Consider the following 20,687-nt stretch of genomic DNA (forward strand, 5'->3'; position numbering starts at 1 on the left):
GACTGACGTCGCTCCTGCAGGGGGATGCGCGCCGCAATCAGGCCAGCAGGCTGCGGGCTTTCTTCAGCGCGGCGGCGAAGGCTTCGATTTCGGCGTGGGTGTTGTAGAAGGCCAGCGAGGCCCGGCAGGTCGCGGCGACCCCGAAGAACTGCAGCAGCGGATGCGCGCAGTGCTGGCCGGAACGGATCGCCACGCCTTCCAGGTCCAGCAGGGTCGCCAGATCGTGCGCATGGGCGCCTTCGACCAGGAAGGAGATGACCGCGGCTTTCTCCGGCGCGGTGCCGAAGATGCGCAGGCCGTCGATCTTGCGCAGCTCTTCGGTCGCGTGGGCCAGCAGTTCGGTTTCGCGCGCCTCGATGTTGGCCATGCCGACCGACTCGAGGTAGTCCACCGCCGCGCCCAGGCCGATGAAACCGGCGATGTTGGGCGTGCCGGCCTCGAACTTGTGCGGCGGGTCGTTGAACACAGTGCCGTCGAAGCTGACCTCCTTGATCATCTCGCCGCCACCGATGAAGGGCGGCATGGCCTGCAGATGCTCGCGCCGGGCCCACAGCGCGCCGGTGCCGGTGGGCCCGCACATCTTGTGGCCGGTCAGGGCATAGAAATCGCAGCCGATCGCGGCCACGTCCACCGGGCGGTGCGGCGTGGCCTGCGAACCGTCCACCATCGTGACGATGCCGTGCTTGCGCGCTTCCCGGCAGATCTCGCGGACCGGATTGACCGTGCCCAGCACGTTGGACACGTGGGTAATCGCCAGCAGCTTCACATCCGGCGTCATCGCCGCGTACAGGCCGGGCAGGTCCAGCGAACCGTCCGGAAGAATCTCGGCCACGCGAAGGGTGGCGCCGGTGCGTTGGGCGACCAGCTGCCACGGCACGATGTTGGCGTGATGCTCCATCCGCGAAACCAGGATGACATCGCCCTTGCCCAGGCGCGGCAGCGCCCAGGAGTAGGCGACCAGGTTGATCGCGAAGGTGGTGCCGCTGCACAGCACCAGTTCGTCGGCGCGCACGTTGAGGAAGCGGGCCAGCTTGCGGCGCGCGCCTTCGTAAGCGTCGGTGGCCTCGGTGCCGAGCGTGTGCACCGCGCGGCTGACGTTGGCGTTGTGGCGGCGGTAGAACGCGTCCGTGGCGGCGATTACCGATGCCGGTTTCTGGCCGGTGTTGGCGCTGTCGAAATAGATCAGCGGCTTGCCGTGGACCTGGCGCTCCAGCAGCGGGAAGTCGGCGCGCACGCGCGCCCAGTCGGGCGTGCCGGCCGGATCGCGATGTGGCGCGGGACCGGCGTTCACGGCGCACCCAGCCCGGCCAGGGCCTGGTCGATGCGCTGCGACAACTGCTCACGCACCGCCGGGTTGGTGATGATGGACATCGGCTCGCGGCAGAACGCGGCGGTCAGCAACTGCTGCGCTTCCGTTTCCGGAAGGCCGCGCGAACGCAGGTAGAACAGCGCGTTGGCGTCCAGTCGGCCGACGGTCGCGCCGTGCGCGGCCTTCACTTCGTCGGCATGGATTTCCAGCACCGGCTGGGTGTCGATCTCGGCGTTGTCGGACAGCAGCAGGTTCTTGTTCGACAGCGCCGCGTCGGTACCGTCGGCACCCTCGCGGATCAAGATGCCGCCATGGAACACCGCGCGGCCGCGCCCGGCGCCCAGTCCGCGCCAAGTCAGTTCGCAGGTGGTGTCGCGGGCGATGTGGTCGATGCCCAGCCGGGTATCCAGGTGGCGGCGGCCGTCGGCGAGCAGCACGCCGTTGGCAATCAGGCGGGCCCGATCGCCTTCCAGCCGCACGTTGAACTCGTGCCGCGACAGCGCCGCGCCCAGTTCCAGATCGATGCGGCGGTATTCGGCATCGCTGGCCAGCACGGCATCCGTGCGCAACAGGTGGGTGGCTCGATCGCCGTCTTCCTGCACGCGCGCGTGGGCCAGGCGCGCACCGCGCCCGACATGGACATGGACCAGCGTGTTGGCCAGATGGGCGTGCGAGCCGGTGCCGAAATGATGTTCGAACACCTTGAGCGAGGCACCCGCGCGCAGTTCGACGAGATTGCGCAGATGCCAGGCATGGTCGGTGTCGTCGGGCGCGCCGATGAACACCAGGTGCAGCGGCGCCTCGACTTCGACGGACTCGGCTACCCGCAGCAGCACGCCTTCATTGGCGAGGGCCGCGTTGAGGCGGGCGAACACTTCATCGCTCCGTTCGAAACGGCGTTGCAGGAAGCGGGCGGATTCGCCGCCCTCGGCCAGCGCCTCGGACAACAGCTGCAGGCTGACGCCTTCCGGCAAGTCGCTGGTCAGCGAAAGCGCGACCGAATAGCGTCCATTGACGAACACCGCGCGCGGGCCCGGGATGTCGGCCAGCAGCATCGGATCCAGCGCGGGCAGGGCTTCGACTGGGGCGAAGCTGCGGCGTTCGAGCTGGCGCAGCGAGGTGTACTTCCACGCCTCGGCGCGCGGACCGGGCAGGCCGTCGCGCAGCGCCTCGTCCAGCACCGCGCGGCGCGCGGCGTCGCCGCTGAAGCCGGTGGCGAGGGAATCCAGCAGGGCGCTCATCCGGCGACCTTTTCGGGGGCCACCCGATCCTTGATCCAGGCGTAGCCGTGCTGCTCCAGTTCCAGCGCCAGTTCCGGACCGCCGGTTTCGACGATGCGGCCATCGGCCAGCACGTGCACCACGTCCGGCTTGATGTAATCGAGCAGGCGCTGGTAGTGGGTGATGACCAGGAAGGCGCGATCCGGTGAACGCAGTGCGTTGACGCCGTCGGCGACGTTCTTCAGCGCATCGATGTCCAGGCCGCTGTCGGTCTCGTCGAGGATCGCCAGCCGGGGTTCCAGCACGGCCAACTGGAAGATCTCGTTGCGCTTCTTCTCGCCGCCGGAGAAACCCTCGTTGACGCCCCGGTGCAGCAGGTCGTCGCGCAAGTGCAGCACGGCCAGCTTCTCGCGCACCAGCTTGAGGAACTGCATGGAATCCAGTTCGTCCTCGCCGCGCGCCTTGCGCTGGGCGTTGAGCGCCGCGCGCAGGAAGTAGGTGTTGTTCACGCCCGGGATTTCGACCGGGTACTGGAAGGCCAGGAACACGCCGGCGGCGGCGCGTTCTTCCGGCTCCAGCTCCAGCAGCGCCTTGCCGTCGAATTCGACCGAACCGGCGGTGACCTCATAGCCCTCGCGGCCGGCCAGGATGTTGCCCAGCGTGGACTTGCCGGCGCCGTTGGGGCCCATGATGGCGTGGACCTGGCCGGGCTTCACTTCCAGGGACAGGCCCTTGAGGATTTCCTTGCCGGCGACGCTGGCGTGGAGGTTTTCGATCTTGAGCATGGGATTGGGGATTCGAAATAGGGATTCGTTGAATGCAGGAGGGAAGCGGGGGAGCGGGTTTCGCTCTTGCGAACCCCCAATCTCCAATCCCGAATCCCGGGAAGAAAGCGTCAGCCGACGCTGCCTTCCAGCGACACTTCCAGCAGCTTCTTGGCTTCCACCGCGAACTCCATCGGCAGCTCGCGGAAGACCTGCTTGCAGAAGCCGTCGACGATCATCGACACCGCGTCCTCCTCGCTGATGCCGCGGGCGCGACAGTAGAACAGCTGGTCGTCGGAGATCTTGGAGGTGGTGGCCTCGTGCTCCAGGGTGGCGCTCGGATTCTTCACCTCGATGTAGGGGAAGGTGTGGGCGCCGCACTGCTTGCCGATCAGCAGGCTGTCGCACTGGGTGTAGTTGCGTGCGTTGGCGGCGTTGCGGTCCACCTTGACCAGGCCGCGGTAGGTGTTCTGGCCGCGGCCGGCGCTGATGCCCTTGCTGATGATCTTCGACTTGGTGTTCCTGCCGATGTGGATCATCTTGGTGCCGGTGTCGGCCTGCTGGCGGTGATGGGTCAGCGCCACCGAGTGGAATTCGCCGACCGAGTCGTCGCCCAGCAGCACGCAGGACGGGTACTTCCAGGTGATGGCCGAGCCGGTCTCCACCTGGGTCCAGGAAATCTTGCTGCGCGCACCGCGGCATTCGCCGCGCTTGGTCACGAAGTTGTAGATGCCGCCGCGGCCTTCCTCGTCGCCCGGGTACCAGTTCTGCACCGTGCTGTACTTGATCTCGGCGTCTTCCAGCGCCACCAGCTCGACCACCGCCGCATGCAGCTGGTTCTCGTCGCGCATCGGCGCCGTGCAGCCTTCCAGGTAGGACACGTAGCTCTTGTCCTCGGCGATGATCAGGGTGCGTTCGAACTGGCCCGTGTGGCCGGCGTTGATGCGGAAGTAGGTGCTCAGCTCCATCGGGCAGCGCACGCCCCTGGGGATGAACACGAAGCTGCCGTCGGAGAACACCGCCGAGTTCAGCGCGGCGAAGTAGTTGTCGCCGGTCGGCACCACGCTGCCCAGGTACTGGCGGACCAGTTCGGGGTGCTCGCGGATGGCCTCGCTCATCGAGCAGAAGATGATGCCCTTCTCGGCCAGTTCCTTGCGGAAGGTGGTGCCCACCGAGACCGAGTCGAACACCGCGTCGACCGCGACGCCGGCCAGCTTGGCGCGCTCGTGCAGCGGCACGCCCAGCTTGTCATAGGTGTCGAGCAGTTCCTGCGGCACCTCGTCCAGCGACTTGTACTTGGCCTTGGGCGCGCTGTAATAGCTGATGGCCTGGAAGTCGATGGGGGCGATCTTCAGCTTGGCCCAGTGCGGCACCGGCATGGTCAGCCAGTGGCGGTAGGCGGCCAGCCGCCATTCGGTCATCCACTCCGGTTCGTCCTTCTTGGCGGACAGCGCCCGCACCACGTCCTCGTTGAGGCCGGGCGGCAGCGAATCGGATTCGATGTCGGTGATGAAGCCGGCGTCATAGCGACGTCCCAGCTGTTCCAGGATTTCTGCGTTCTCGGTGGCCATTGGGCTGCCTGTGTACTCAACTGCTGGCGACGCGCACGGCGATCGGGCGCCGGCGGACGTCGTCGGGGGAAGCGGGAGGGTGGAGCATCTGCGCCAGGGTCACGCCGCGCAGGGCGTCGGCGACCACGTCGTTGATCAGGCGCCAGTTGGCGCGGGCGCCGCACTGGTGCGCGATCCCGCAGTGGCTGTCGGCCTGGCTGCATTCGGTCATCGCCAGCGGCCCTTCCATGGCCTCGACGATCTCGATCAGGCTGATGTCGGCGGCGGCCCGGCTCAGCCGGTAGCCGCCATGCACGCCGCGCAGGCCCTCGACCAGGCCGGCCTGGGCCAGCGGCTTGAGGACCTTGCTGACGGTGGGCGATTCCAGCCCGGAGTGATCGGCCAGATCGGTGGCGCTCAGCACCTCGCCCGGCCGTGCGGCGAGCACGGTCAGCACCACGGTGGCGTAGTCGGTGAGCTTGGTGACGCGGAGCATGGCGGGACGGGGGAATTAAAAACGTACCGAAATTGTACGCTTTAACCCGGCGCCCCGCCAAGCGTGAACTTGTTCAGTTTCGCGCCGGGGCCGTGGCGGTGGCTGGCGCGGCCGGAGCGCCCTGGGCCGGGGCTTCCGGCAGGACCAGGGAGAAGTAGGGAGCGGGCGGGGTCTGGCCGGGCGGCAGGTAGGCCGGCGCGGTTTCTCCGGCCGGGCCCAACGAGTGCACGAACCGGTAGATCGCGCGGCGGTCGGCTTCGCTCATGGCCCGCAGGGTGAAGTCCGGCATGATCGGCCGGGTACGCAGGTTGCCGCTGTAGGCCAACCACTGGGCTTCGCTCATCTCCTGCATGCGCAGGCGCAGGTTGCTGGCGTAGGTCGTGCCCCACGGGCCGTGGTAGCCCAGCGGCGAGCCGGTCAGCCACTGCGCGGTCGGCACCTCGCCCTGGCGCTCGGCGTAGCCCACCGTATGGCAATCGTTGCACCCGCCGATCCGGACCAGGTATTCGCCACGCGCCATGACGTCAGCGGCCGCGTCCGCCACGTGCGGGAGCGCGGCGGGGGAGGTTCCCGGCTTGCCGGCCTGCGCCTGGCAGCCTCCGAGCAGCACGATCGATGACAGCAGGCAGGACCGCAGTCCTGGCGAGGAAACGGGGTTGGGCATGGCGGCGGCTCGTGGTGGTTGCGGAGAAGGGTGGTTGGGAAGCAGGCGGTTTAACGCGCGGTTCCGGGGCGACCGGACAAGCGGTGCGCGCGGGATTCATGCGCCGGCCATGGACGTGCCGGCCCCGGTTTGCGGTTGGCGGGGATTCGCCGGAATCGCGGATGCTTGGGATCCCCGGCGGTCTGAGCGAGAATCCTCCTTCCCGCCCTCCACCGGAACCCGCATGCCCCGCAAGATTGAAGCCCGCAAGTCCGACATCCATGGCAATGGCGTATTCGCCATCGCGCCCCTCGAGAAGGGCGAACGCGTCGTCGAGTACAAGGGCAAGCGGCGCACCCACGAGGAAGTGGACGAGGACGACAGCGGCGACGTGGAATCCGGCCACACCTTCCTGTTCACCCTCAACGACGAATACGTCATCGACGCCAACCACAAGGGCAACAAGGCGCGCTGGATCAACCACAGCTGCGATCCCAACTGCGAAGCGGTCATCGAGGAACACGACGGCAAGAACCGCAAGAAGGACAAGGTGTTCATCGAGGCCATCCGTGACATCAAGCCCGGCGAGGAACTGACCTACAACTACGGCATCGTCCTGGACGAGCCGCACACCGCCCGCCTGAAGAAGGTCTGGGCCTGCCGGTGCGGCAGCAAGAAGTGCACGGGCACGATGCTGCAACCCAAATCGTAATCGCCGCTACACCGGGTGCCGCCTGTGACGGGATGCAGGCGGCGGCCAAATGGTTGACATGACCTACGCCAGTCGGTGACCGGTCACCGGAACGCTAGGGTGGCGTCCAACGGGCACGAGCCCAACGGAATTCCCGACATGCGCGCGGCAATCCTGAGTCTCTCCATCCTGATGGCGTTGTCCGCGCCGGCCCTGGCCATCGACGTGGACGGCCGCATCGATCCGGCCGAATGGCAGGGCGCGCGGCACATCACCGATTTCCGCAAGGTGCAGCCGCTGACCGGCACGCCGGCGACCCACCCGACCGAGGCGTGGGTGCTGGCCACGCCCGATGGGCTTGCCATCGGCTTCCGCAATATCCAGCCGGCCGCCAGTCGTACCCGCCAGCGCGTGCAGCGGGATTTCGAGGACCAGGTGGACCGGGTCAACCTGATGATCGATTTCGACGGTGACGGCCGCACCGGCTACAACTTCACCATTTCCTCGACCGATGGCGTCGCCGACGCGGTGATCACCAACGAGTCCGATTTCAACGACGACTGGGACGGCAACTGGAAGCACGCGGTCAGCGAGGATGCCGACGGCTGGTCGGCGGAAATGCTGATTCCCTGGTACATCGCACCGATGCGCGGTGGCGAGGGCGATGTCCGCCGGATGAAGATCTATCTGGATCGCGTGGTCGGCTCCACCGGGGAACGCGTGGCCTGGCCGGTGGCGAGCTTCGAGCGGTCACGGTTCCTGTCCGAGTTCACGCCTGTCGAGGTGCCGCGATACAGCCAGTCGCTGCTGGCGGTCACGCCGTACGCGTCGGGCCTGTACGACAACATCCGCGGCGACAGCGATTTCGATGGCGGCGTGGATCTGTTCTGGAAGCCGAACGGCCAGTTCCAGATGACCGCCACGCTGAATCCTGATTTCGGCCAGGTGGAAAGCGATGACCTGGTCGTCAACTTCAGCGCCACCGAAACCTTCATCAGCGACAAGCGGCCGTTCTTCACCGAGAACCAGGGCCTGTTCGAATACACCACGCCGTCGGATTTCAGCCAGTTGCTGTATACCCGCCGGGTCGGCGGGCCGGCCGACGATGGGCGTGGCGCGGGCGACATCACCGCCGCGGTCAAGCTAAACGGCTCGTTCGGGCAGACCAAGTACGGCGTGTTTGCCGCCGACGAGGCGGACGAGGTGGGGCGCTCGTTCTACGCGCTGCGGCTGGTGCGGGATTTCAAGGACCAGAACCTGGGCATGATGATGACCCGCGTGGATCGCCCGTACTTCGATCGCGAGGCGACCGTGTTCGGCATCGACCACAACTGGCGTCCGACCGCGCGCTGGAACGTGCGCACGCGCGTGTTCGGCAGCCAGATCGACGAGCATGGCGACACCACCCGCGATCTGGGCGCCACGGTCTGGGCCGACTACGAGATGGATCATGGCTGGCGCCAGCAGTGGATCGCCATGCATTTCGGCAACGACCTGCAGATCAACGACGCCGGCTACCTGTCGCGCAACAGCATGAACTACCTGCACTGGGAGGTGAAGCGGCGCTTCGCCGACCAGCCCGAAAGCTCGCGTTACTCATCGAAGGAATGGCGCTGGCGGGTCAGTTCGGTCTACAACAACCACGGCGAGCGGTTGAACAACCAGTTCCGGATGAGCCGGCAGGGACAACTGCGCAACGGTGCCAGCGAGTACGCCCAGATCAATATCAACACCTCGGGCGTCGAGGACCTGCTGACCCGCGGCCATGGTTCGGTGAACGTGCCGGCCCGCTTCAATGCGCACTACGAGTACGAACGTCCGCGCAAGGGACACTGGGCGCACGACGTCTATGCGGATCTGGTCAGCGGCGGCCTCGCCGGCAACGACGAGATCGGCTACGCCTTCGAATACCAGGCCACCTATTTCATCAACGACGCCTTCAGCCTGTACGGCGGCTTCTATGCCGATCGCACCCCGGACTGGCTGGTCTGGCAGTACGACAACCTGATCGGCAGCTTCGAGGGGCGCGAGTGGCATGTGAATGCCGGCCTCAACTGGACCATCAGCGACCGCCAGGAACTGCGCGTCAAGCTGCAGTCGATCGCGCTCGACGCCCGTGCCCGCCAGGCCTACCGGGTGATGGCCGGCGGCGATGCGCTGCGCAGCGACGACGAGATCAACGATTTCAGCCTGAGCAATCTGGGTTTCCAGATCCGCTATCGCTACGAGCTGGCGCCGCTGTCCTACCTGTATGTCGTCTACGGCCGTGGCGGACGCGAGAACAACCGCTTCGGGGATAGCGCAGGCGCGTTGCTGGGCGATGCGTTCGGGTTGCGCGACGACGAACAACTGCTGGTCAAGCTGAGCTATCGCTTCGAGCTGTGACCTTTTGGCCGGTCGCGTTCACTGGCCCAGACGCAGGTGGACCTGCCCGTCCTGGATGCGGATGGCGTCGGACGAGAGGGTGCCGGGGATTTGCGCCAGCGCCTCGGCGTCGAGCCGATAAATCGGTTCGTCCTGCGCGTATTGTTCCAGCAGGCCGTTGATCATCTCGCGGGTCTGCGCGTCCATCGGCTTGCCTTGGCCATCCGCCTGCAGATCCAGCAGTTCCGGGCGCTCCAGGTGCAGGCCCTGGGTGGCCGGGTCATAGCGCAGTCCGCTGGCGACCCGGAAGCGTCCCTGCCGGTTGCCGCTGCCGGCCAGTGAGGCGTCGTAGTCGAGATCCATCTGGATGCGATCCCCGCCGGCCGGAATGGCGATCACCGGCCGGCTGAGGGTCAGGCGCGCCAGTCCGCCCAGCCAGGTCTCCTTGCGTGGAAATGCCGGTTCGGCCGCGCTTTGCAACTGCGCGGGCGTGAGGGTCAGGCTGTCCGCCGCGACGGCGGCGGCCGGTTCGGCATGCGCGAGCCACGCGGGGAAGGGCAGTGCGGCCGTGCTGGCGGCGAGCGCGGCGGCCAGCAGGCGACGGGAGCGCCGCAGTCGGCGCAGGGTGCGGGTATCAGTTTCCATCCAGTTTCACCACGATTTTTCCGTTTTCGATGAGGGTCGCACCGATGTGCTTGCCGCGCGGCAAGCGATCCAGCACGTCGCTGTCGATGCGGTATATCGGTTCCTGGCGCGCGTATTCGGCCAGTACCGCGTTGATGAGTTCGCGCGTGCCGCCCTTCATGACGCTGCCGGAGCCGGGCAGATCCACGCTCAGCAGTTCCGGGTTGTCCAGATGCAGGCCCTGGGTGGCCGGGTCGTAACGCAGGCGGCTGGCGACGGCGAAGCGCCCGCGGGCGACGTCGCCCGCGCCAATCGCGCTGACGCCGATGTCGAAATCCAGCCGCAGGCGATCGTCGCCACCGGCCAGCGACAGGCGGGGATGGCTCAGCGTGGCCGACACCAGTCCGCCGAGCTTGTCGAACTCGCGCGGGAAGCTGCGGTCGAGCCGTTTTTGCAACTGGGGTTCGGTGAAGCTGATCTGATCGCCGAAGAAACCGGTGACGGCGTTCATGGTGCCGCAGCCGGCCAGCAGCAACAGCAGGCCGAGCAGGGCGGTCGACGCCAGCGGGCGGAAGCGTGGAGTCATGCGTTGCCGGGATCCATGAAAAAGGGAGTCATCGCACGATAACGCGGGGATTCTGTCCGCCGGCTAACCGGTGGCGGCAATCTTCAGTCAACCGGGCGCGCGCTGCTTCAGGTCCTGCAGGAACACCTCGACATGCGGCCGCAGGGAAGCGAACAGATCGTCCTGATCGTTGCGGTGGTCGGCCATCAGGCCACCGAGCAGCTTGGCGCCGATCACCAGCGCGGTGCGCTCGTCGCCGGTGAAGCCGCGGAGCCGCTGCACGTTCTCCAGCACCCGCATCCAGTCGTCGTGGCAGTGATGCTCGAATTCAATGGTGCACCGGCTGGTGCAGGGCAGCCCGTCCGCCTCCACGGGCGTGACGGTGATGCGATAGCGTTGGGGACGATTGGCCATGGAAGGGGCACCGCGGGGAGACAGGGGCAAGATAGGCGCGCCCCGGTGCCGGCACGAGGCCCGCCGCCGCGATGGAGTGTTCCGCCGGGCCGCGGATTCAGCGTCGTCCCGATACCGCGCCGGCGCGCAGCCTGGGCAGCGGATCCCGTGCGCCGTCGCGGGCATAGATGCCGAAATGCAGGTGTGGTGGCGTGCCCTTCGCGTTGCCGGTGGTGCCCACCGTGCCCAGCGGCGTCCCGGCCGCCACCACGTCGCCGCTGGCCAGGCCGGGGGCCCAGTCGTCCAGGTGGGCGTAGTAGTAGCGTTCCATTCCCGGCCCCAGCACCCAGACCTGGCGACCGCCCAGGCCGCCGTCGCGGATGGTAGTGATCACGCCGCGGGTGCTGCTGAGCACCGGCGTTCCGCGGCGCGCGAAGATGTCCACGCCGGCATGCTGGCGATCGTTGCCGCGCGGAGCGCCAAACGTGGCCGCGATGTCGCGCGCGGACACGCCATGCACCGGCACCGGCAACGAGGTGGACGCGGGCAGGCGCGACAGTTCCCACAGGGTGCGCAGCGGCAACAGGAAGGGTTGCCGCCATGACCACGCCGCCAGCCAGGCCAGCAGTGCCGCCACCGCCAGCACGACCAGGACGCGACGCGCGCGATGGCGGTGGGGCGAGGGCGGCATGTGCATGTCAGGCGCGTGCGGCCTGTTCCGTCAGTTGGCGCTCCAGGCGGGTCTTCAGGTCGGCATCCAGCTTCAGTTGCCGCGCCAGTTCGTCCAGGTAGGCGCGTTCCATGAAGTTCTGTTCGTCGACCACCATCAGGCTGGCCAGGTACATCTCCGACGCCACTTCCGGGGTCTCGCCGGCCTGCGCGACCTCGGCCGGATCCAGCGGCTTCTGCAGTTCCGCCTGCAGCCAGCGTTGCAGGTCGGCATCGTCGCCGATACGGCGGAACTCGCCTTCGATCACGGCGCGCTCGCGATCATCGACGTGGCCGTCGGCCTTGGCGGCGGCAATCAGCGCCCGCAGGATGGCCTGGCTGTGCTGCTCGGCCTGCGGCGGCGGCAGGCGATCGACGGTGCGTGGTTCGGTGGCGGTGGCCGCGGTCTGCTGCTGGTGGTCGCGGTAGGCCTGGTAGGCCATCACGCCGATCGCGGCCAGGCCGCCATAGGTGGCCAGCTTGCGGGTCTTGCGGTTCTTGCCGAGCAGCAGGCCCAACGCGCCGCCGGCCACCGCGCCCTTGCCGAAGTCGGCATTGAGCAGGCTGCCGCCGGTCTGGGATTTGAGCAACTGCTCCAGGAAGCCTTGAATCTTCATGCGGGTCGATCCTCGGTTGTGCGGAAAGGGAATGACTCCCCTGCAATGGGGATGATCGGCGCGCGGCGCAAGCATGACCGATGGCAGGGCGGAGCCGGCGTCAGCCCATCGCATGGGGGTGGCGACAATGGGACGCCACCGGGCAAAAAAAAACGGGACGGCTGGGCCGTCCCGTTTTCGATGCGGGTGTCGCGCCTGGATCAGGCCGCGGCGTCCTTCAGCTTCTTGAGCGGACGGACCTTCACCTTCACCGAGGCGGGCTTGGCGGCGAACCACTGCTCTTCCTTGGTGAACGGGTTGATGCCCTTGCGCTTCGGCTTGGCCGGCACGTTGATGGCGCTGATCTTCAGCAGGCCCGGCAGGGTGAAGGAGCCAGCGCCCTTCTTGCTGATGGAGGCGTGCACGGCGCTTTCCAGCGAAGCCAGCACGGCGCGCACGTCCTTCGCAGCCACGGCGGTGGCTTCAGCGATGTGGGCGACCAGGCCGGACTTGCTCAGCGCTTCCTTGATCGGCTTCGGGGCTGCCGGCTTGGCAGCGGCCTTCGGTGCGGCTTTCTTGGCGGCCTTTTTCGGCGCTGCCTTCTTGGTGCTCTTTGCCATAAGTGTCCTGTTTTTACAGTCTGTAGGTGGGTAATCGGGCCGACCGCGTCGGCAGGCGCAATGTAGGACAAAGAAAACGCGTCGCACAAGTAGCAAAGTGCAAATTCACCGCTTTTTTTTGCGGTTTCCGGCGGATGGCGCGATGGGAAGCGTGGAATCCGCCCTGGAAACAGCCAACGAACGTGGCGGTGGCGGTGCGGATGCGGGTGGACGGGCGGGCGGATCGTCGTTGGCGATCCGCCCCGCTGCGGCACTCAGTCGTCCTCGGGTTTGGGCTTGTAGGCCTCGGCCAGCTTCTGCTGGACGTTGGCCGGCACCGGTTCGTAGTGGCTGAAATCCAGGTTGTAGCGACCCCTGCCGGCGGTCACCGATTTCAGTTCCGCTGCGTAGCCGTCCAGTTCGGAGAGCGGCACCTGCGCCCGTACGACGATTTCCCCGCGCACCGTATCGGTGCCATTGATCCGCGCGCGCTTGCTGGAAAGCCCGCCGGTGATGTCGCCGACCTGGGCTTCCGGCGCGGCGACCTCCAGGTCCACCACCGGCTCCAGCACCTGCGGACGCGCCTTGCCGATGGCATCCAGGAAGGCCTTCTTGCCGGCGGCGACGAACGCGACCTCCTTGCTGTCCACCGGATGGTGCTTGCCATCCAGGATCACCACGCGCAGGTCCTGCAGGGGATAGCCGGCCACGGCGCCGCTGGCGAGCACCTGGCGCACGCCCTTTTCCACCGCGGGCATGAACTGGCCGGGGATGGTGCCGCCCTTGACCTCGTCCACGAACTCGAAGCCCTGGCCGCGCGCCAGCGGTTCAACCCGCAGAGACACCTCGCCGAACTGGCCGGCGCCACCGGTCTGCTTCTTGTGCCGGTAGTGGCCATCCGCCTTCGCGGAAATGGTTTCGCGGTAGGCGATGCGCGGCGGCCGGGTCTTCACCTCGACGCCATGGCGATCCTTGAGCCGCTCCAGCATCACCCGCAGATGCAGATCCGACAGGCCGCGGATGACCGTCTCGTTGAGCTCGGCCGAATGCTCGACCACGAAGGCCGGATCCTCCTCGGCCAGCTTCTGCAGGGCGGTGGACAGTTTCTGCTCCTGGCCCTTGCTGGCCGCTTCGATGGCCAGGCCGAACATCGGCCGGGGGAAATCCACCGGCGCCAGGTGGATGTGGTCCTCGTCGTGGCTGTCGTGGAGCACGGCGTCGAAATGCAGTTCCTCGATCTTGGGAACGGCGGCGATGTCGCCGGGAACGGCCTGGTCGATTTCGGCGTGGTCCTTGCCCTTGAGCTTGAACAGGTGCGCGACCTTGAACGCCTTCTTGCCGTCGTCGACGAACAGCGAGCCCTCTTTCTTCACCGTGCCCTGGTAGACCCGGAAGATGCCCAGCTTGCCGACGAAGGGATCGTTGACGATCTTGAACACGTCGGCGATGACATGCGCCTGCGGATCCGGCTGCGCCCGCACCGCTTCGGTGCCGGCGCCGTTGGTGCGCTGGAACGGCGGCGGATTGCCCTCGCCCGGATGCGGGAACAGGCGCTCGGCCACATCCAGCAGTTCGGGCACGCCGACCCCGGTGCGCGCGGACACGAAGCAGACCGGCACCAGATGCCCCTCGCGCAGGCACTGCTCGAACGCGTCGTGCAGTTCCGCGCCGGACAGACCGCCTTCGCCGGCATCCAGGAAGTGTTCCATCACGGTTTCGTTGATCTCCACCACCTGGTCGATGATCTTCTGGTGCCAGTCGGCCACCGGACCCAGATCGGAATCGCCCTGGGCATGGCCAAAGCAGTCCACCACCTTTTGGCCGGCGTCGGCCGGCAGATTGAGCGGCAGCACTTCCGGGCCGAAGGATTCGCGCAAATCGGCCAGCACGCGCGCGCAGTCGGCGCCTTCGTGGTCGATCTTGTTCACCACGATGGCCCGGCACAGATTGCGCTGGCGGGCGCGTTCCATCAGGCGGCGGGTGCCGTGGGCCACGCCGGTGTCGGCATCGACGACGATCAGCGCGGTTTCCACCGCCGACAGCGCCGACAGCGCCGGGCCGCGGAATTCCGGATAGCCGGGCGTGTCGATCAGGTTGAGATGGATGCGTTCGCCGGAGGCCGCGAGATGGTCGGTGCTGGCGATGGCGGTGTCGATGGAGTGGCCGCGGGCCTTTTCGATGGGATCGTGATCGGACACGGTGGTGCCGCGCTCGATGGTGCCTGCCGTCTGGAGGGTGCCGCCGGCATGCAGCAGGGCTTCGAAAAGCGTTGTTTTGCCGGCGCCAGGGTGGCCTGCCAGGGCCACGTTGCGGATTTGGGGTGTGCTGTACGACATGAGGCCGTTCCTCCCGGGAGTTGGGTCGAAGGGCCGTCATGGCTGTCCGGGCCGGCGCGACCCGTGAGCGTGCGCTCGGCGGGCGGTCATGGCGGGGAGCCAGCATCGGACGCACCGGCGGCGGGGTCAAGTCGCAACGCGCAACCGGCGCTACACGCGCGCGGGTGTAAGCTCCGGGCTCCCCCTGGACGAGGAGCGACAGCCATGGCTTTGAAACGTTACGCGGACGCGGTGTGGAAGGGCGACCTGCAGGCCGGCAAGGGCAACATCAGCACGCCGCAGAGCGGGCTTTTCGACGCCCAGAACTATTCGTTCAAGACCCGCTTCGGCGACGAGAAGGGCACCAATCCGGAAGAACTCCTGGCGGCGGCGCACGCGGGCTGTTTCAGCATGGCGCTGTCGGCGGTGCTGGGGAAGGCCGGATTCACCCCGGAGATCATCCAGACCCGCGCCGAGGCGACGATGGAGCCGGGCATGGATCCGGGACCGACCATCACCGGCATCAAGCTGATCGTGTCGGCCCGCGTACCCGGCATCAGCGGCGCCCAGTTCGATGACATCGCGAACCAGGCCAAGGCGGGTTGCCTGATCTCGCGCGCGCTGGCGGTGCCGGTGTCGATGGAAGCGACCCTGCTTGCCTGAGCGGGGCGCGTCGGCCTGGAGCGCGTTGTTCCTGCACGGCGCGGGCGGCGGTGGCTGGGAATGGAACCTCTGGAGCGGCATCTGGCGCGCGCAGGGCATCGCCGTGAACGCGCCGGATCTGCAGCCGGCGGATGCCGGACTCGAGGCGACGGAATGGGAAGACTATCGACGGCAGGCCGCGGCATGGCTGGCGGCATTGCCGCGCCCGCGCGTGCTGGTCGGGGCGAGCATGGGCGGCCTGCTCGCGTTGCAGGCGGCGGCGGAGGCCGACGCGCTTGTCGCGATCAATCCGTTGCCGCCGGCACCGTTGCACACGGCGTTGCCGGCCCGCGAATGGCCCGCGCGTGTGGCCTGGCGGCGGCACGCGCGGCTGGCTTCCACGCGTCGGGCGATGCCCGAATCCGATCCCGCCTCGATCCTGTACGCGCTGCGACGCTGGCGCGACGAATCCGGCGCGGTGCTGCGCGCGGCCCAGTCCGGCATCGAGATTCCGATGCCGGACTGCCCGGCGCTGTTCATGGCCTCGCGGCGGGACGGGGACGTTCCCGCGCAGGCGGTACGGCGATTGGCCGGGCAGGCCGGCGGCGCGTTCGTCGAACTGGCCGGCGACCATCTGGCGCCGCTGATGGGCCGGGACGCGCCGCGGGCCGCGCGGCAAGCTGTCGAATGGCTAAACGCCGCCGCCGCGACCGTTTGAGTTCAGTCTGTTTTCACCCGTCCGAATCGACGATGCGCGCACGCCATCCCGGCGTGGGGAGCTCCACATGAACCGCCTTTCCACATCCCTGCTGGCGTTCGGCCTGCTGGCTTCCGGCACCGCCTCGGCGCAGTCCTATTCCGGCGGCTACGGGGATCGCTATTCCACCGCCGAGTATGACTACGCCAGGGTCGTCCGGGTGGATCCGATCATCGAAGGCGATCGCTACGGCGGCCGCACCGTCAGCACCTCGCAGCGTTGCTATTACCGCGACGCGGACGACCAGTATGTCTATGACGACGGCGGCTACCGGAACGATGGTTACTACGGCGACGATGATCGTTATCGCGATGACCGCTATGGCGACGATCGCTACCGCGGCACCGACACCGGCCGCACCGTGGCCACCGTGATCGGCGGCATCGCCGGTGCCGTGCTCGGCAGCAAGATCGGCGACGGCAGCGGCCGCTACGTGGGTACCGCAGTGGGCTCGATGGTCGGCGGGATGGCCGGGCGTTCGATCTACGACAACACCCAGCGCAACCGCCAGGCACGGCGCGGCACGGTCCGGGTCTGCGATCCCGAGCCGGTCAATGGTGGTTACAACGGCGGCTACAGCGGCGATGGCCGGGTCACCGGTTACGACGTGACTTACGAATACGCCAATCGCACTTATCACACCCGCACCAGCTACCACCCCGGTGATCGGATCCGGGTCAGGGTGGACGTGCGGCCGGAGTAAGCCGGCGCATCACGCGAAGGGGCCCCGCGGGGCCCTTTCCGTTTTCCGGCGCTTGAACGCACCGGCCATCGAACGCATAGTCGCCCGGGTTCAAACACACGGGAGCGGGGAATGCGCAGATGCTTGCTGGCGATGGTGTTGGGTGCGATGTCCGGAGCGGGACTGGCGGCGGAGGTCACCGTGCTGACCGCCGATCGCATCCATACCTCCGATCCGCGGCGGCCGGAGGTCCAGGCCATGGCCTGGGATTCGGCGGGGCGGTTGCTGGCGTTGGGTGATGCGGCGGAACTGCGCGCGAAGTATCCACAGGCCGAGCGCGTCGAGGCCGCCGGCAAGACGGTGATTCCGGGACTCATCGATGCGCATGGCCACCTGATGGGGCTGGGCTTCGCGCTCATGCGCGCGGACCTGACCGGTACCCGCAGCAAGCAGGAAATCGTGGAACGCCTGCGCGCCTACGCGTCGCAATTGCCGAAGGACGCCTGGTTGCTGGGCGGTGGCTGGGATCAGAACGACTGGCCCGAGAAGCGGTTCCCGACCGCCGCGGATCTGGATGCCGCGTTCCCGGATCGCCCGGTTTGGCTGGAACGCGTGGACGGGCATGCCGGCTGGGCGAATTCGGCGGCATTGCGCGCGGTGGCGGCGAAATCCGCCAGGTCGCTGGAAGGGGATTGGCAACCGGATGGCGGCCGCATCGAGCGCGCCGGCGGCAAGCCGGACGGCGTATTCGTCGATGGCGCGATGGGACTGGTGTACGCGGTGATTCCTCCCGCCGATGACGCGACCCGCGAGCAGGCGGCCGCCAAGGCGTTCGATGCGGCGGTGCGGCATGGCCTGACTGGCGTGCACGACATGGGCGTGTCGCGCGAGGATCTGGCCCTGTTCAAGCGCTTCGCCGATCAGGGCCGCCTCCCGCTGAGGGTGGACGCCTATGCCGACGGTGACGGAAACGCGCTGGCGGATCTGTGCGCCAACGGACTCTACCGCCACTCCGGCGGACGTCTGGAAATGCGTGGAGTGAAGCTGTACATCGACGGTGCGCTGGGCAGCCGGGGCGCGGCCATGCTGGAGGAATACAGCGATGATCACGGCAATCGCGGCCTGCTGGTCACCGATCCCGCGAGCTACGAAACCGCGGTGCGCAAGGCGCGCGGATGCGACGTGCAGGTGGCGACCCACGCGATCGGCGATCGCGGCAACCGGATCGTGCTGGACACCTACCAGAAGGTGCTGGGAGATGGCGCCGGCTCGGATCACCGCTGGCGCATCGAACACTCGCAGATCGTCGCGCCGGAGGACATCCCGCGGTTCGCCAGGCTGGGCGTGATCGCCTCGATGCAGCCGACCCATGCGACCTCCGACATGCCCTGGGCGGAGGACCGGGTCGGCCCGCAGCGCATCCTCGGCGCCTACGCCTGGCAGCGATTCCTGCATAGCGGCGCGCGGCTCGCGCTGGGTTCGGATTTCCCGGTGGAATCGGTGGATCCGCGGCTGGGCCTGTATGCGGCGGTGACCCGCCAGGATCGCGACGGCCAGCCGCCCGGTGGATGGCAGCCGGATCAGCGGCTCAGCGCCGCCGAGGCGGTGCGTGGGTTCACCGCCGATGCCGCCTGGGCGGGACGCGACGAGAAGGAAGTGGGCCAATTGGCGCCGGGGTTGCGCGCGGATTTCGTGATCCTCGACGAGGATCCGCTGGCGGTGCCGGCCGCGCAGCTGGACGAGTTGCATATCCGTTCCACCTGGGTGGACGGCAAACCGGTTTACGAGGCGCGCTGAAACCGGCGGCAGCACGCGAGTGGCGCGTGCTGCCGTCTTTACTTTGCCGGACTCATCCCGTTTGCCGGAACGATGCGGTGCAGGGGGCTCCGATCACCAGTCCAGCGTGCCGCTGACCACCGTGCGGACGTGACCGCCGGACCAGACGTCGCCATGCTCGTCCACGTGCAGCTGCAGGCGGGCATCGTGGCCGACCTCGCGGCCCTGGCTGACGGTATAGCGGGTGCGTCCGGCGGGCAGCGCGCCACGTTCGGCCAGCCAGGCGGCCAGGGTCGCATTGGCGGCGCCGGACGCGGCGTCCTCGAACACCGCCGGCGCGCCGACGAAGGCGCGCACCACCAGGTCGTAGTCCTGGCCTGCGTCGGCGCGCGCGTAGGCGCACACGCCCATGCTGTCGGTGGCCTTGGCCAGCGTGGCGATCGCGTTCCAGTCGGGCGCGGCCGTGCGCAGCGTCTGTTCGTCGCGAACCTCGGCCAGCCACCAGCGGCGGCCGCCGTCGACCAGCGCGGGAGGCAAGGCACCGGCGGGCAAACTGGCGAGCGCCGCCTGCAATAACGGATCGTTGGCCGGTTCGCCGGTTTTCAGCACGCTGGCGCGCGGAGTGCGCACGGCGATGCTGCGCCCGTGGCCCTCGCCATCCACCCGCAGCGGCAGGCGGCCAGCGATGCCTTCCTGCACCAGCACGCCCTCGCGCGGCTCCGCCAGGCCCGCTTCCAGCACCACGTGTGCGGTACCCACGCTGGGGTGGCCGGCGAACGGCACCTCGCGGCGCGGACTGAAGATGCGCAGGCCGTAGCTGGCTTCCGCCGACGGGGCGGGAAACACGAAGGTGGTTTCCGGCAGGCGGGTCCAGCGGGCGATCGCCTGCATGGCGTCGTCGTCCAGGCCCTCGGCGTCCAGGACCACGGCGAGCGGATTGCCGGCGCCGGGGCGGTCGGCGAAAACGTCCAGTTGGACGTAGCGGCGAAGGGTCATCGGGGGAATCTCGGTGGGGGCGCGCAGCTTACCAAGTCGCGCTGCCGGCGATGACCGCCTGCACCTGCCCGCCGATCCAGATGTCGCCGGTGGCGTCGAGCTCCACCGTGACCCGCCCGTCGCGTCCCAGTTCGCGGCCCTGGCTGGCGATGTAGCGGCCGTGCAGGCCCGGAAAGCGGCCCGCGGCGTGCAGCAACGCGCCGATGGCGGCGTTCGCGCTGCCGGTCACCGGATCCTCCGGTATGTCGTCGGCCGGACAGAACGCACGCACGGCGAGCGCGTGCTTCTGATCCATTGGGGCCTGATTCGTCGCAGCCTGGCCGAACACTGCCAGGCCGATCGCGCCGCTGGCCCGGCTCAGTGCGTCGATGGCGGAAAGGTCGGGCACCAGCGCGCGGACCGCGGCGGCATCCTCCAGTTCCACCAGCCACCATGCCGGACCGTTGTTCCAGAGCGCGGCGGGCAGCGGGCCGAGCGGGAGCGGCGCGAGCACCGCGGCAAGCAGGTTGCGCGCCGGTGCGGATACCGGCTGCGGACGCGCCGCCGGCGCACGCAACCGCACCAGCCGGTCGGCGCCACGGCCTTCCACCGACACCGGCAGCAGGCCGGCCTCGCATTCCTGCACCAGCGCACCGGTTTCCGGCGCCAGCCCGGTCTCCAGCGCCGCCCAGGCCGCGCCGATGCTGGGATGGCCGGCGAACGGCAGTTCCCGGCGCGGGGTGAAGATGCGGATGCGGTAGTCGGCCTCGGCCGAGGTCGGCGGCAGGAAGAAGATGGTTTCGGACAGCCGGGTCCAGGCCGCGAACGCCTGCATGGCCGCGGTGTCCAGATCGGCCGCGTCCAGCACCACCCCCAGCGGATTGCCGGCGCCGGGGCGGTCGGCGAAGACGTCGAGCTGCAGGTAGCGGCGAGGGCGCATGGGTCGCTGTCCTTCGGTGCCGGTCCGGGCCAAATTCGGCGGGGCGTTCGGCTAGAATCGAGGGTTCACGCCCGAATG

Annotated in this window: 21 protein-coding genes; 6 read left to right on the forward strand and 15 right to left on the reverse strand. The window is 68.2% G+C overall.

The window, feature by feature from the left end; translation table 11 throughout:
- Positions 1 to 37: 37 nt before the first annotated feature.
- The 6 genes from ACTJI2_RS02530 to ACTJI2_RS02555 all read right to left on the reverse strand — a co-directional run bounded on the left by ACTJI2_RS02530 (position 38) and on the right by ACTJI2_RS02555 (position 6,003).
- Positions 38 to 1,291, reverse strand: coding sequence for a cysteine desulfurase (locus tag ACTJI2_RS02530; RefSeq protein ID WP_192197393.1), 1,254 nt, complete (start codon positions 1,289 to 1,291; stop codon positions 38 to 40).
- Positions 1,288 to 2,550: a Fe-S cluster assembly protein SufD gene (sufD, locus tag ACTJI2_RS02535; protein ID WP_440840983.1), complete on the reverse strand. Its 1,263-nt coding sequence runs from the start codon at positions 2,548 to 2,550 to the stop codon at positions 1,288 to 1,290. The genes ACTJI2_RS02530 and sufD overlap by 4 nt, the downstream gene beginning before the upstream one ends.
- Positions 2,547 to 3,314, reverse strand: a complete 768-nt coding sequence (gene sufC, locus ACTJI2_RS02540) for a Fe-S cluster assembly ATPase SufC (protein ID WP_141453729.1) — start codon at positions 3,312 to 3,314, stop codon at positions 2,547 to 2,549. The genes sufD and sufC overlap by 4 nt, the downstream gene beginning before the upstream one ends.
- Positions 3,315 to 3,424: 110 nt before the next feature.
- Positions 3,425 to 4,864, reverse strand: a complete 1,440-nt coding sequence (gene sufB, locus ACTJI2_RS02545; protein ID WP_192197395.1) for a Fe-S cluster assembly protein SufB — start codon at positions 4,862 to 4,864, stop codon at positions 3,425 to 3,427.
- 16 nt (positions 4,865 to 4,880) lie between these two features.
- Positions 4,881 to 5,339, reverse strand: a complete 459-nt coding sequence (locus ACTJI2_RS02550; protein ID WP_183643652.1) for an SUF system Fe-S cluster assembly regulator — start codon at positions 5,337 to 5,339, stop codon at positions 4,881 to 4,883.
- A gap of 73 nt (positions 5,340 to 5,412) precedes the next feature.
- Positions 5,413 to 6,003 (reverse strand): cytochrome C, encoded by a 591-nt coding sequence (locus ACTJI2_RS02555; RefSeq protein WP_440840985.1) that lies wholly within the window; start codon positions 6,001 to 6,003, stop codon positions 5,413 to 5,415.
- A 223-nt stretch (positions 6,004 to 6,226) separates the two neighbouring features.
- Between ACTJI2_RS02555 and ACTJI2_RS02560 the strand changes: the two genes are divergently transcribed.
- Positions 6,227 to 6,694 (forward strand): SET domain-containing protein, encoded by a 468-nt coding sequence (locus tag ACTJI2_RS02560; RefSeq protein ID WP_183643644.1) that lies wholly within the window; start codon positions 6,227 to 6,229, stop codon positions 6,692 to 6,694.
- A gap of 138 nt (positions 6,695 to 6,832) precedes the next feature.
- On the forward strand, positions 6,833 to 9,058 hold the full coding sequence (locus tag ACTJI2_RS02565) for a DUF5916 domain-containing protein (RefSeq protein WP_440840986.1): 2,226 nt from the start codon (positions 6,833 to 6,835) through the stop codon (positions 9,056 to 9,058).
- A gap of 18 nt (positions 9,059 to 9,076) precedes the next feature.
- Here ACTJI2_RS02565 and ACTJI2_RS02570 read toward each other — a convergent pair whose 3' ends face one another.
- The 7 genes from ACTJI2_RS02570 to fusA all read right to left on the reverse strand — a co-directional run bounded on the left by ACTJI2_RS02570 (position 9,077) and on the right by fusA (position 14,858).
- Positions 9,077 to 9,682 (reverse strand): DUF1439 domain-containing protein, encoded by a 606-nt coding sequence (locus ACTJI2_RS02570; protein WP_440840987.1) that lies wholly within the window; start codon positions 9,680 to 9,682, stop codon positions 9,077 to 9,079.
- Positions 9,672 to 10,247, reverse strand: coding sequence for a DUF1439 domain-containing protein (locus ACTJI2_RS02575; protein ID WP_203322626.1), 576 nt, complete (start codon positions 10,245 to 10,247; stop codon positions 9,672 to 9,674). Before ACTJI2_RS02575 ends, ACTJI2_RS02570 begins: the two co-directional genes overlap by 11 nt.
- Before the next feature lie 87 nt (positions 10,248 to 10,334).
- Positions 10,335 to 10,640, reverse strand: a complete 306-nt coding sequence (locus ACTJI2_RS02580) for a DUF3861 domain-containing protein (protein WP_183643632.1) — start codon at positions 10,638 to 10,640, stop codon at positions 10,335 to 10,337.
- Positions 10,641 to 10,737: 97 nt separating this feature from the next.
- Positions 10,738 to 11,316 carry a M23 family metallopeptidase gene (locus tag ACTJI2_RS02585; RefSeq protein WP_440840988.1) on the reverse strand — a complete coding sequence of 193 codons (579 nt, stop codon included), beginning with the start codon at positions 11,314 to 11,316 and terminating at the stop codon, positions 10,738 to 10,740.
- A gap of 1 nt (position 11,317) precedes the next feature.
- A complete protein-coding gene (locus tag ACTJI2_RS02590) occupies positions 11,318 to 11,944 on the reverse strand; it encodes a tellurite resistance TerB family protein (protein WP_440840989.1) in 627 nt (208 codons plus the stop codon).
- Between the two features lie 200 nt (positions 11,945 to 12,144).
- Positions 12,145 to 12,543, reverse strand: coding sequence for an HU family DNA-binding protein (locus ACTJI2_RS02595; RefSeq protein ID WP_141453719.1), 399 nt, complete (start codon positions 12,541 to 12,543; stop codon positions 12,145 to 12,147).
- A gap of 254 nt (positions 12,544 to 12,797) precedes the next feature.
- Positions 12,798 to 14,858: an elongation factor G gene (gene fusA / locus ACTJI2_RS02600; protein WP_183643623.1), complete on the reverse strand. Its 2,061-nt coding sequence runs from the start codon at positions 14,856 to 14,858 to the stop codon at positions 12,798 to 12,800.
- Between the two features lie 204 nt (positions 14,859 to 15,062).
- Between fusA and ACTJI2_RS02605 the strand changes: the two genes are divergently transcribed.
- The 4 genes from ACTJI2_RS02605 (at position 15,063) to ACTJI2_RS02620 (ending at position 18,715) form a co-directional block, all read left to right on the forward strand.
- The gene (locus tag ACTJI2_RS02605; RefSeq protein ID WP_181444101.1) at positions 15,063 to 15,500 is read left to right on the forward strand and encodes an OsmC family protein; all 438 of its coding nucleotides are present in this window, start codon (positions 15,063 to 15,065) and stop codon (positions 15,498 to 15,500) included.
- Complete coding sequence (locus ACTJI2_RS02610; RefSeq protein ID WP_203322629.1) at positions 15,493 to 16,197, forward strand: alpha/beta fold hydrolase; 705 nt, start codon at positions 15,493 to 15,495, stop codon at positions 16,195 to 16,197. The genes ACTJI2_RS02605 and ACTJI2_RS02610 overlap by 8 nt, the downstream gene beginning before the upstream one ends.
- A 67-nt stretch (positions 16,198 to 16,264) precedes the next feature.
- The gene (locus ACTJI2_RS02615) at positions 16,265 to 16,939 is read left to right on the forward strand and encodes a glycine zipper 2TM domain-containing protein (RefSeq protein WP_440840992.1); all 675 of its coding nucleotides are present in this window, start codon (positions 16,265 to 16,267) and stop codon (positions 16,937 to 16,939) included.
- A 111-nt stretch (positions 16,940 to 17,050) separates the two neighbouring features.
- Positions 17,051 to 18,715 (forward strand): amidohydrolase, encoded by a 1,665-nt coding sequence (locus ACTJI2_RS02620; RefSeq protein ID WP_440840994.1) that lies wholly within the window; start codon positions 17,051 to 17,053, stop codon positions 18,713 to 18,715.
- Between the two features lie 93 nt (positions 18,716 to 18,808).
- Here the strand turns inward: ACTJI2_RS02620 and ACTJI2_RS02625 are convergent, their stop codons facing one another.
- Together ACTJI2_RS02625 and ACTJI2_RS02630 are read right to left on the reverse strand one after the other, a co-directional pair.
- Positions 18,809 to 19,690, reverse strand: coding sequence for a PhzF family phenazine biosynthesis protein (locus tag ACTJI2_RS02625; RefSeq protein WP_203322632.1), 882 nt, complete (start codon positions 19,688 to 19,690; stop codon positions 18,809 to 18,811).
- A gap of 28 nt (positions 19,691 to 19,718) precedes the next feature.
- On the reverse strand, positions 19,719 to 20,609 hold the full coding sequence (locus tag ACTJI2_RS02630) for a PhzF family phenazine biosynthesis protein (RefSeq protein ID WP_318288668.1): 891 nt from the start codon (positions 20,607 to 20,609) through the stop codon (positions 19,719 to 19,721).
- Between the last annotated feature and the right edge of the window lie 78 nt (positions 20,610 to 20,687).

The sequence above is a fragment of the Pseudoxanthomonas sp. 22568 genome (genome assembly GCF_052044485.1).
GTDB lineage: Bacteria > Pseudomonadota > Gammaproteobacteria > Xanthomonadales > Xanthomonadaceae > Pseudoxanthomonas_A > Pseudoxanthomonas_A beigongshangi.

Bases quoted from the DNA above. Each gene is read 5' to 3' on its own strand.
- sufD (WP_440840983.1), bottom strand. From the start codon at position 2,550: ATGAGCGCCCTGCTGGATTCCCTCGCCACCGGCTTCAGCGGCGACGCC.
- sufC (WP_141453729.1), bottom strand. From the start codon at position 3,314: ATGCTCAAGATCGAAAACCTCCACGCCAGCGTCGCCGGCAAGGAAATC.
- sufB (WP_192197395.1), bottom strand. From the start codon at position 4,864: ATGGCCACCGAGAACGCAGAAATCCTGGAACAGCTGGGACGTCGCTAT.
- ACTJI2_RS02550 (WP_183643652.1), bottom strand. From the start codon at position 5,339: ATGCTCCGCGTCACCAAGCTCACCGACTACGCCACCGTGGTGCTGACC.
- ACTJI2_RS02555 (WP_440840985.1), bottom strand. From the start codon at position 6,003: ATGCCCAACCCCGTTTCCTCGCCAGGACTGCGGTCCTGCCTGCTGTCA.
- ACTJI2_RS02560 (WP_183643644.1), top strand. From the start codon at position 6,227: ATGCCCCGCAAGATTGAAGCCCGCAAGTCCGACATCCATGGCAATGGC.
- ACTJI2_RS02565 (WP_440840986.1), top strand. From the start codon at position 6,833: ATGCGCGCGGCAATCCTGAGTCTCTCCATCCTGATGGCGTTGTCCGCG.
- ACTJI2_RS02570 (WP_440840987.1), bottom strand. From the start codon at position 9,682: ATGGAAACTGATACCCGCACCCTGCGCCGACTGCGGCGCTCCCGTCGC.
- ACTJI2_RS02575 (WP_203322626.1), bottom strand. From the start codon at position 10,247: ATGACTCCACGCTTCCGCCCGCTGGCGTCGACCGCCCTGCTCGGCCTG.
- ACTJI2_RS02580 (WP_183643632.1), bottom strand. From the start codon at position 10,640: ATGGCCAATCGTCCCCAACGCTATCGCATCACCGTCACGCCCGTGGAG.
- ACTJI2_RS02585 (WP_440840988.1), bottom strand. From the start codon at position 11,316: ATGCACATGCCGCCCTCGCCCCACCGCCATCGCGCGCGTCGCGTCCTG.
- ACTJI2_RS02590 (WP_440840989.1), bottom strand. From the start codon at position 11,944: ATGAAGATTCAAGGCTTCCTGGAGCAGTTGCTCAAATCCCAGACCGGC.
- ACTJI2_RS02595 (WP_141453719.1), bottom strand. From the start codon at position 12,543: ATGGCAAAGAGCACCAAGAAGGCAGCGCCGAAAAAGGCCGCCAAGAAA.
- fusA (WP_183643623.1), bottom strand. From the start codon at position 14,858: ATGTCGTACAGCACACCCCAAATCCGCAACGTGGCCCTGGCAGGCCAC.
- ACTJI2_RS02605 (WP_181444101.1), top strand. From the start codon at position 15,063: ATGGCTTTGAAACGTTACGCGGACGCGGTGTGGAAGGGCGACCTGCAG.
- ACTJI2_RS02615 (WP_440840992.1), top strand. From the start codon at position 16,265: ATGAACCGCCTTTCCACATCCCTGCTGGCGTTCGGCCTGCTGGCTTCC.
- ACTJI2_RS02620 (WP_440840994.1), top strand. From the start codon at position 17,051: ATGCGCAGATGCTTGCTGGCGATGGTGTTGGGTGCGATGTCCGGAGCG.
- ACTJI2_RS02625 (WP_203322632.1), bottom strand. From the start codon at position 19,690: ATGACCCTTCGCCGCTACGTCCAACTGGACGTTTTCGCCGACCGCCCC.
- ACTJI2_RS02630 (WP_318288668.1), bottom strand. From the start codon at position 20,609: ATGCGCCCTCGCCGCTACCTGCAGCTCGACGTCTTCGCCGACCGCCCC.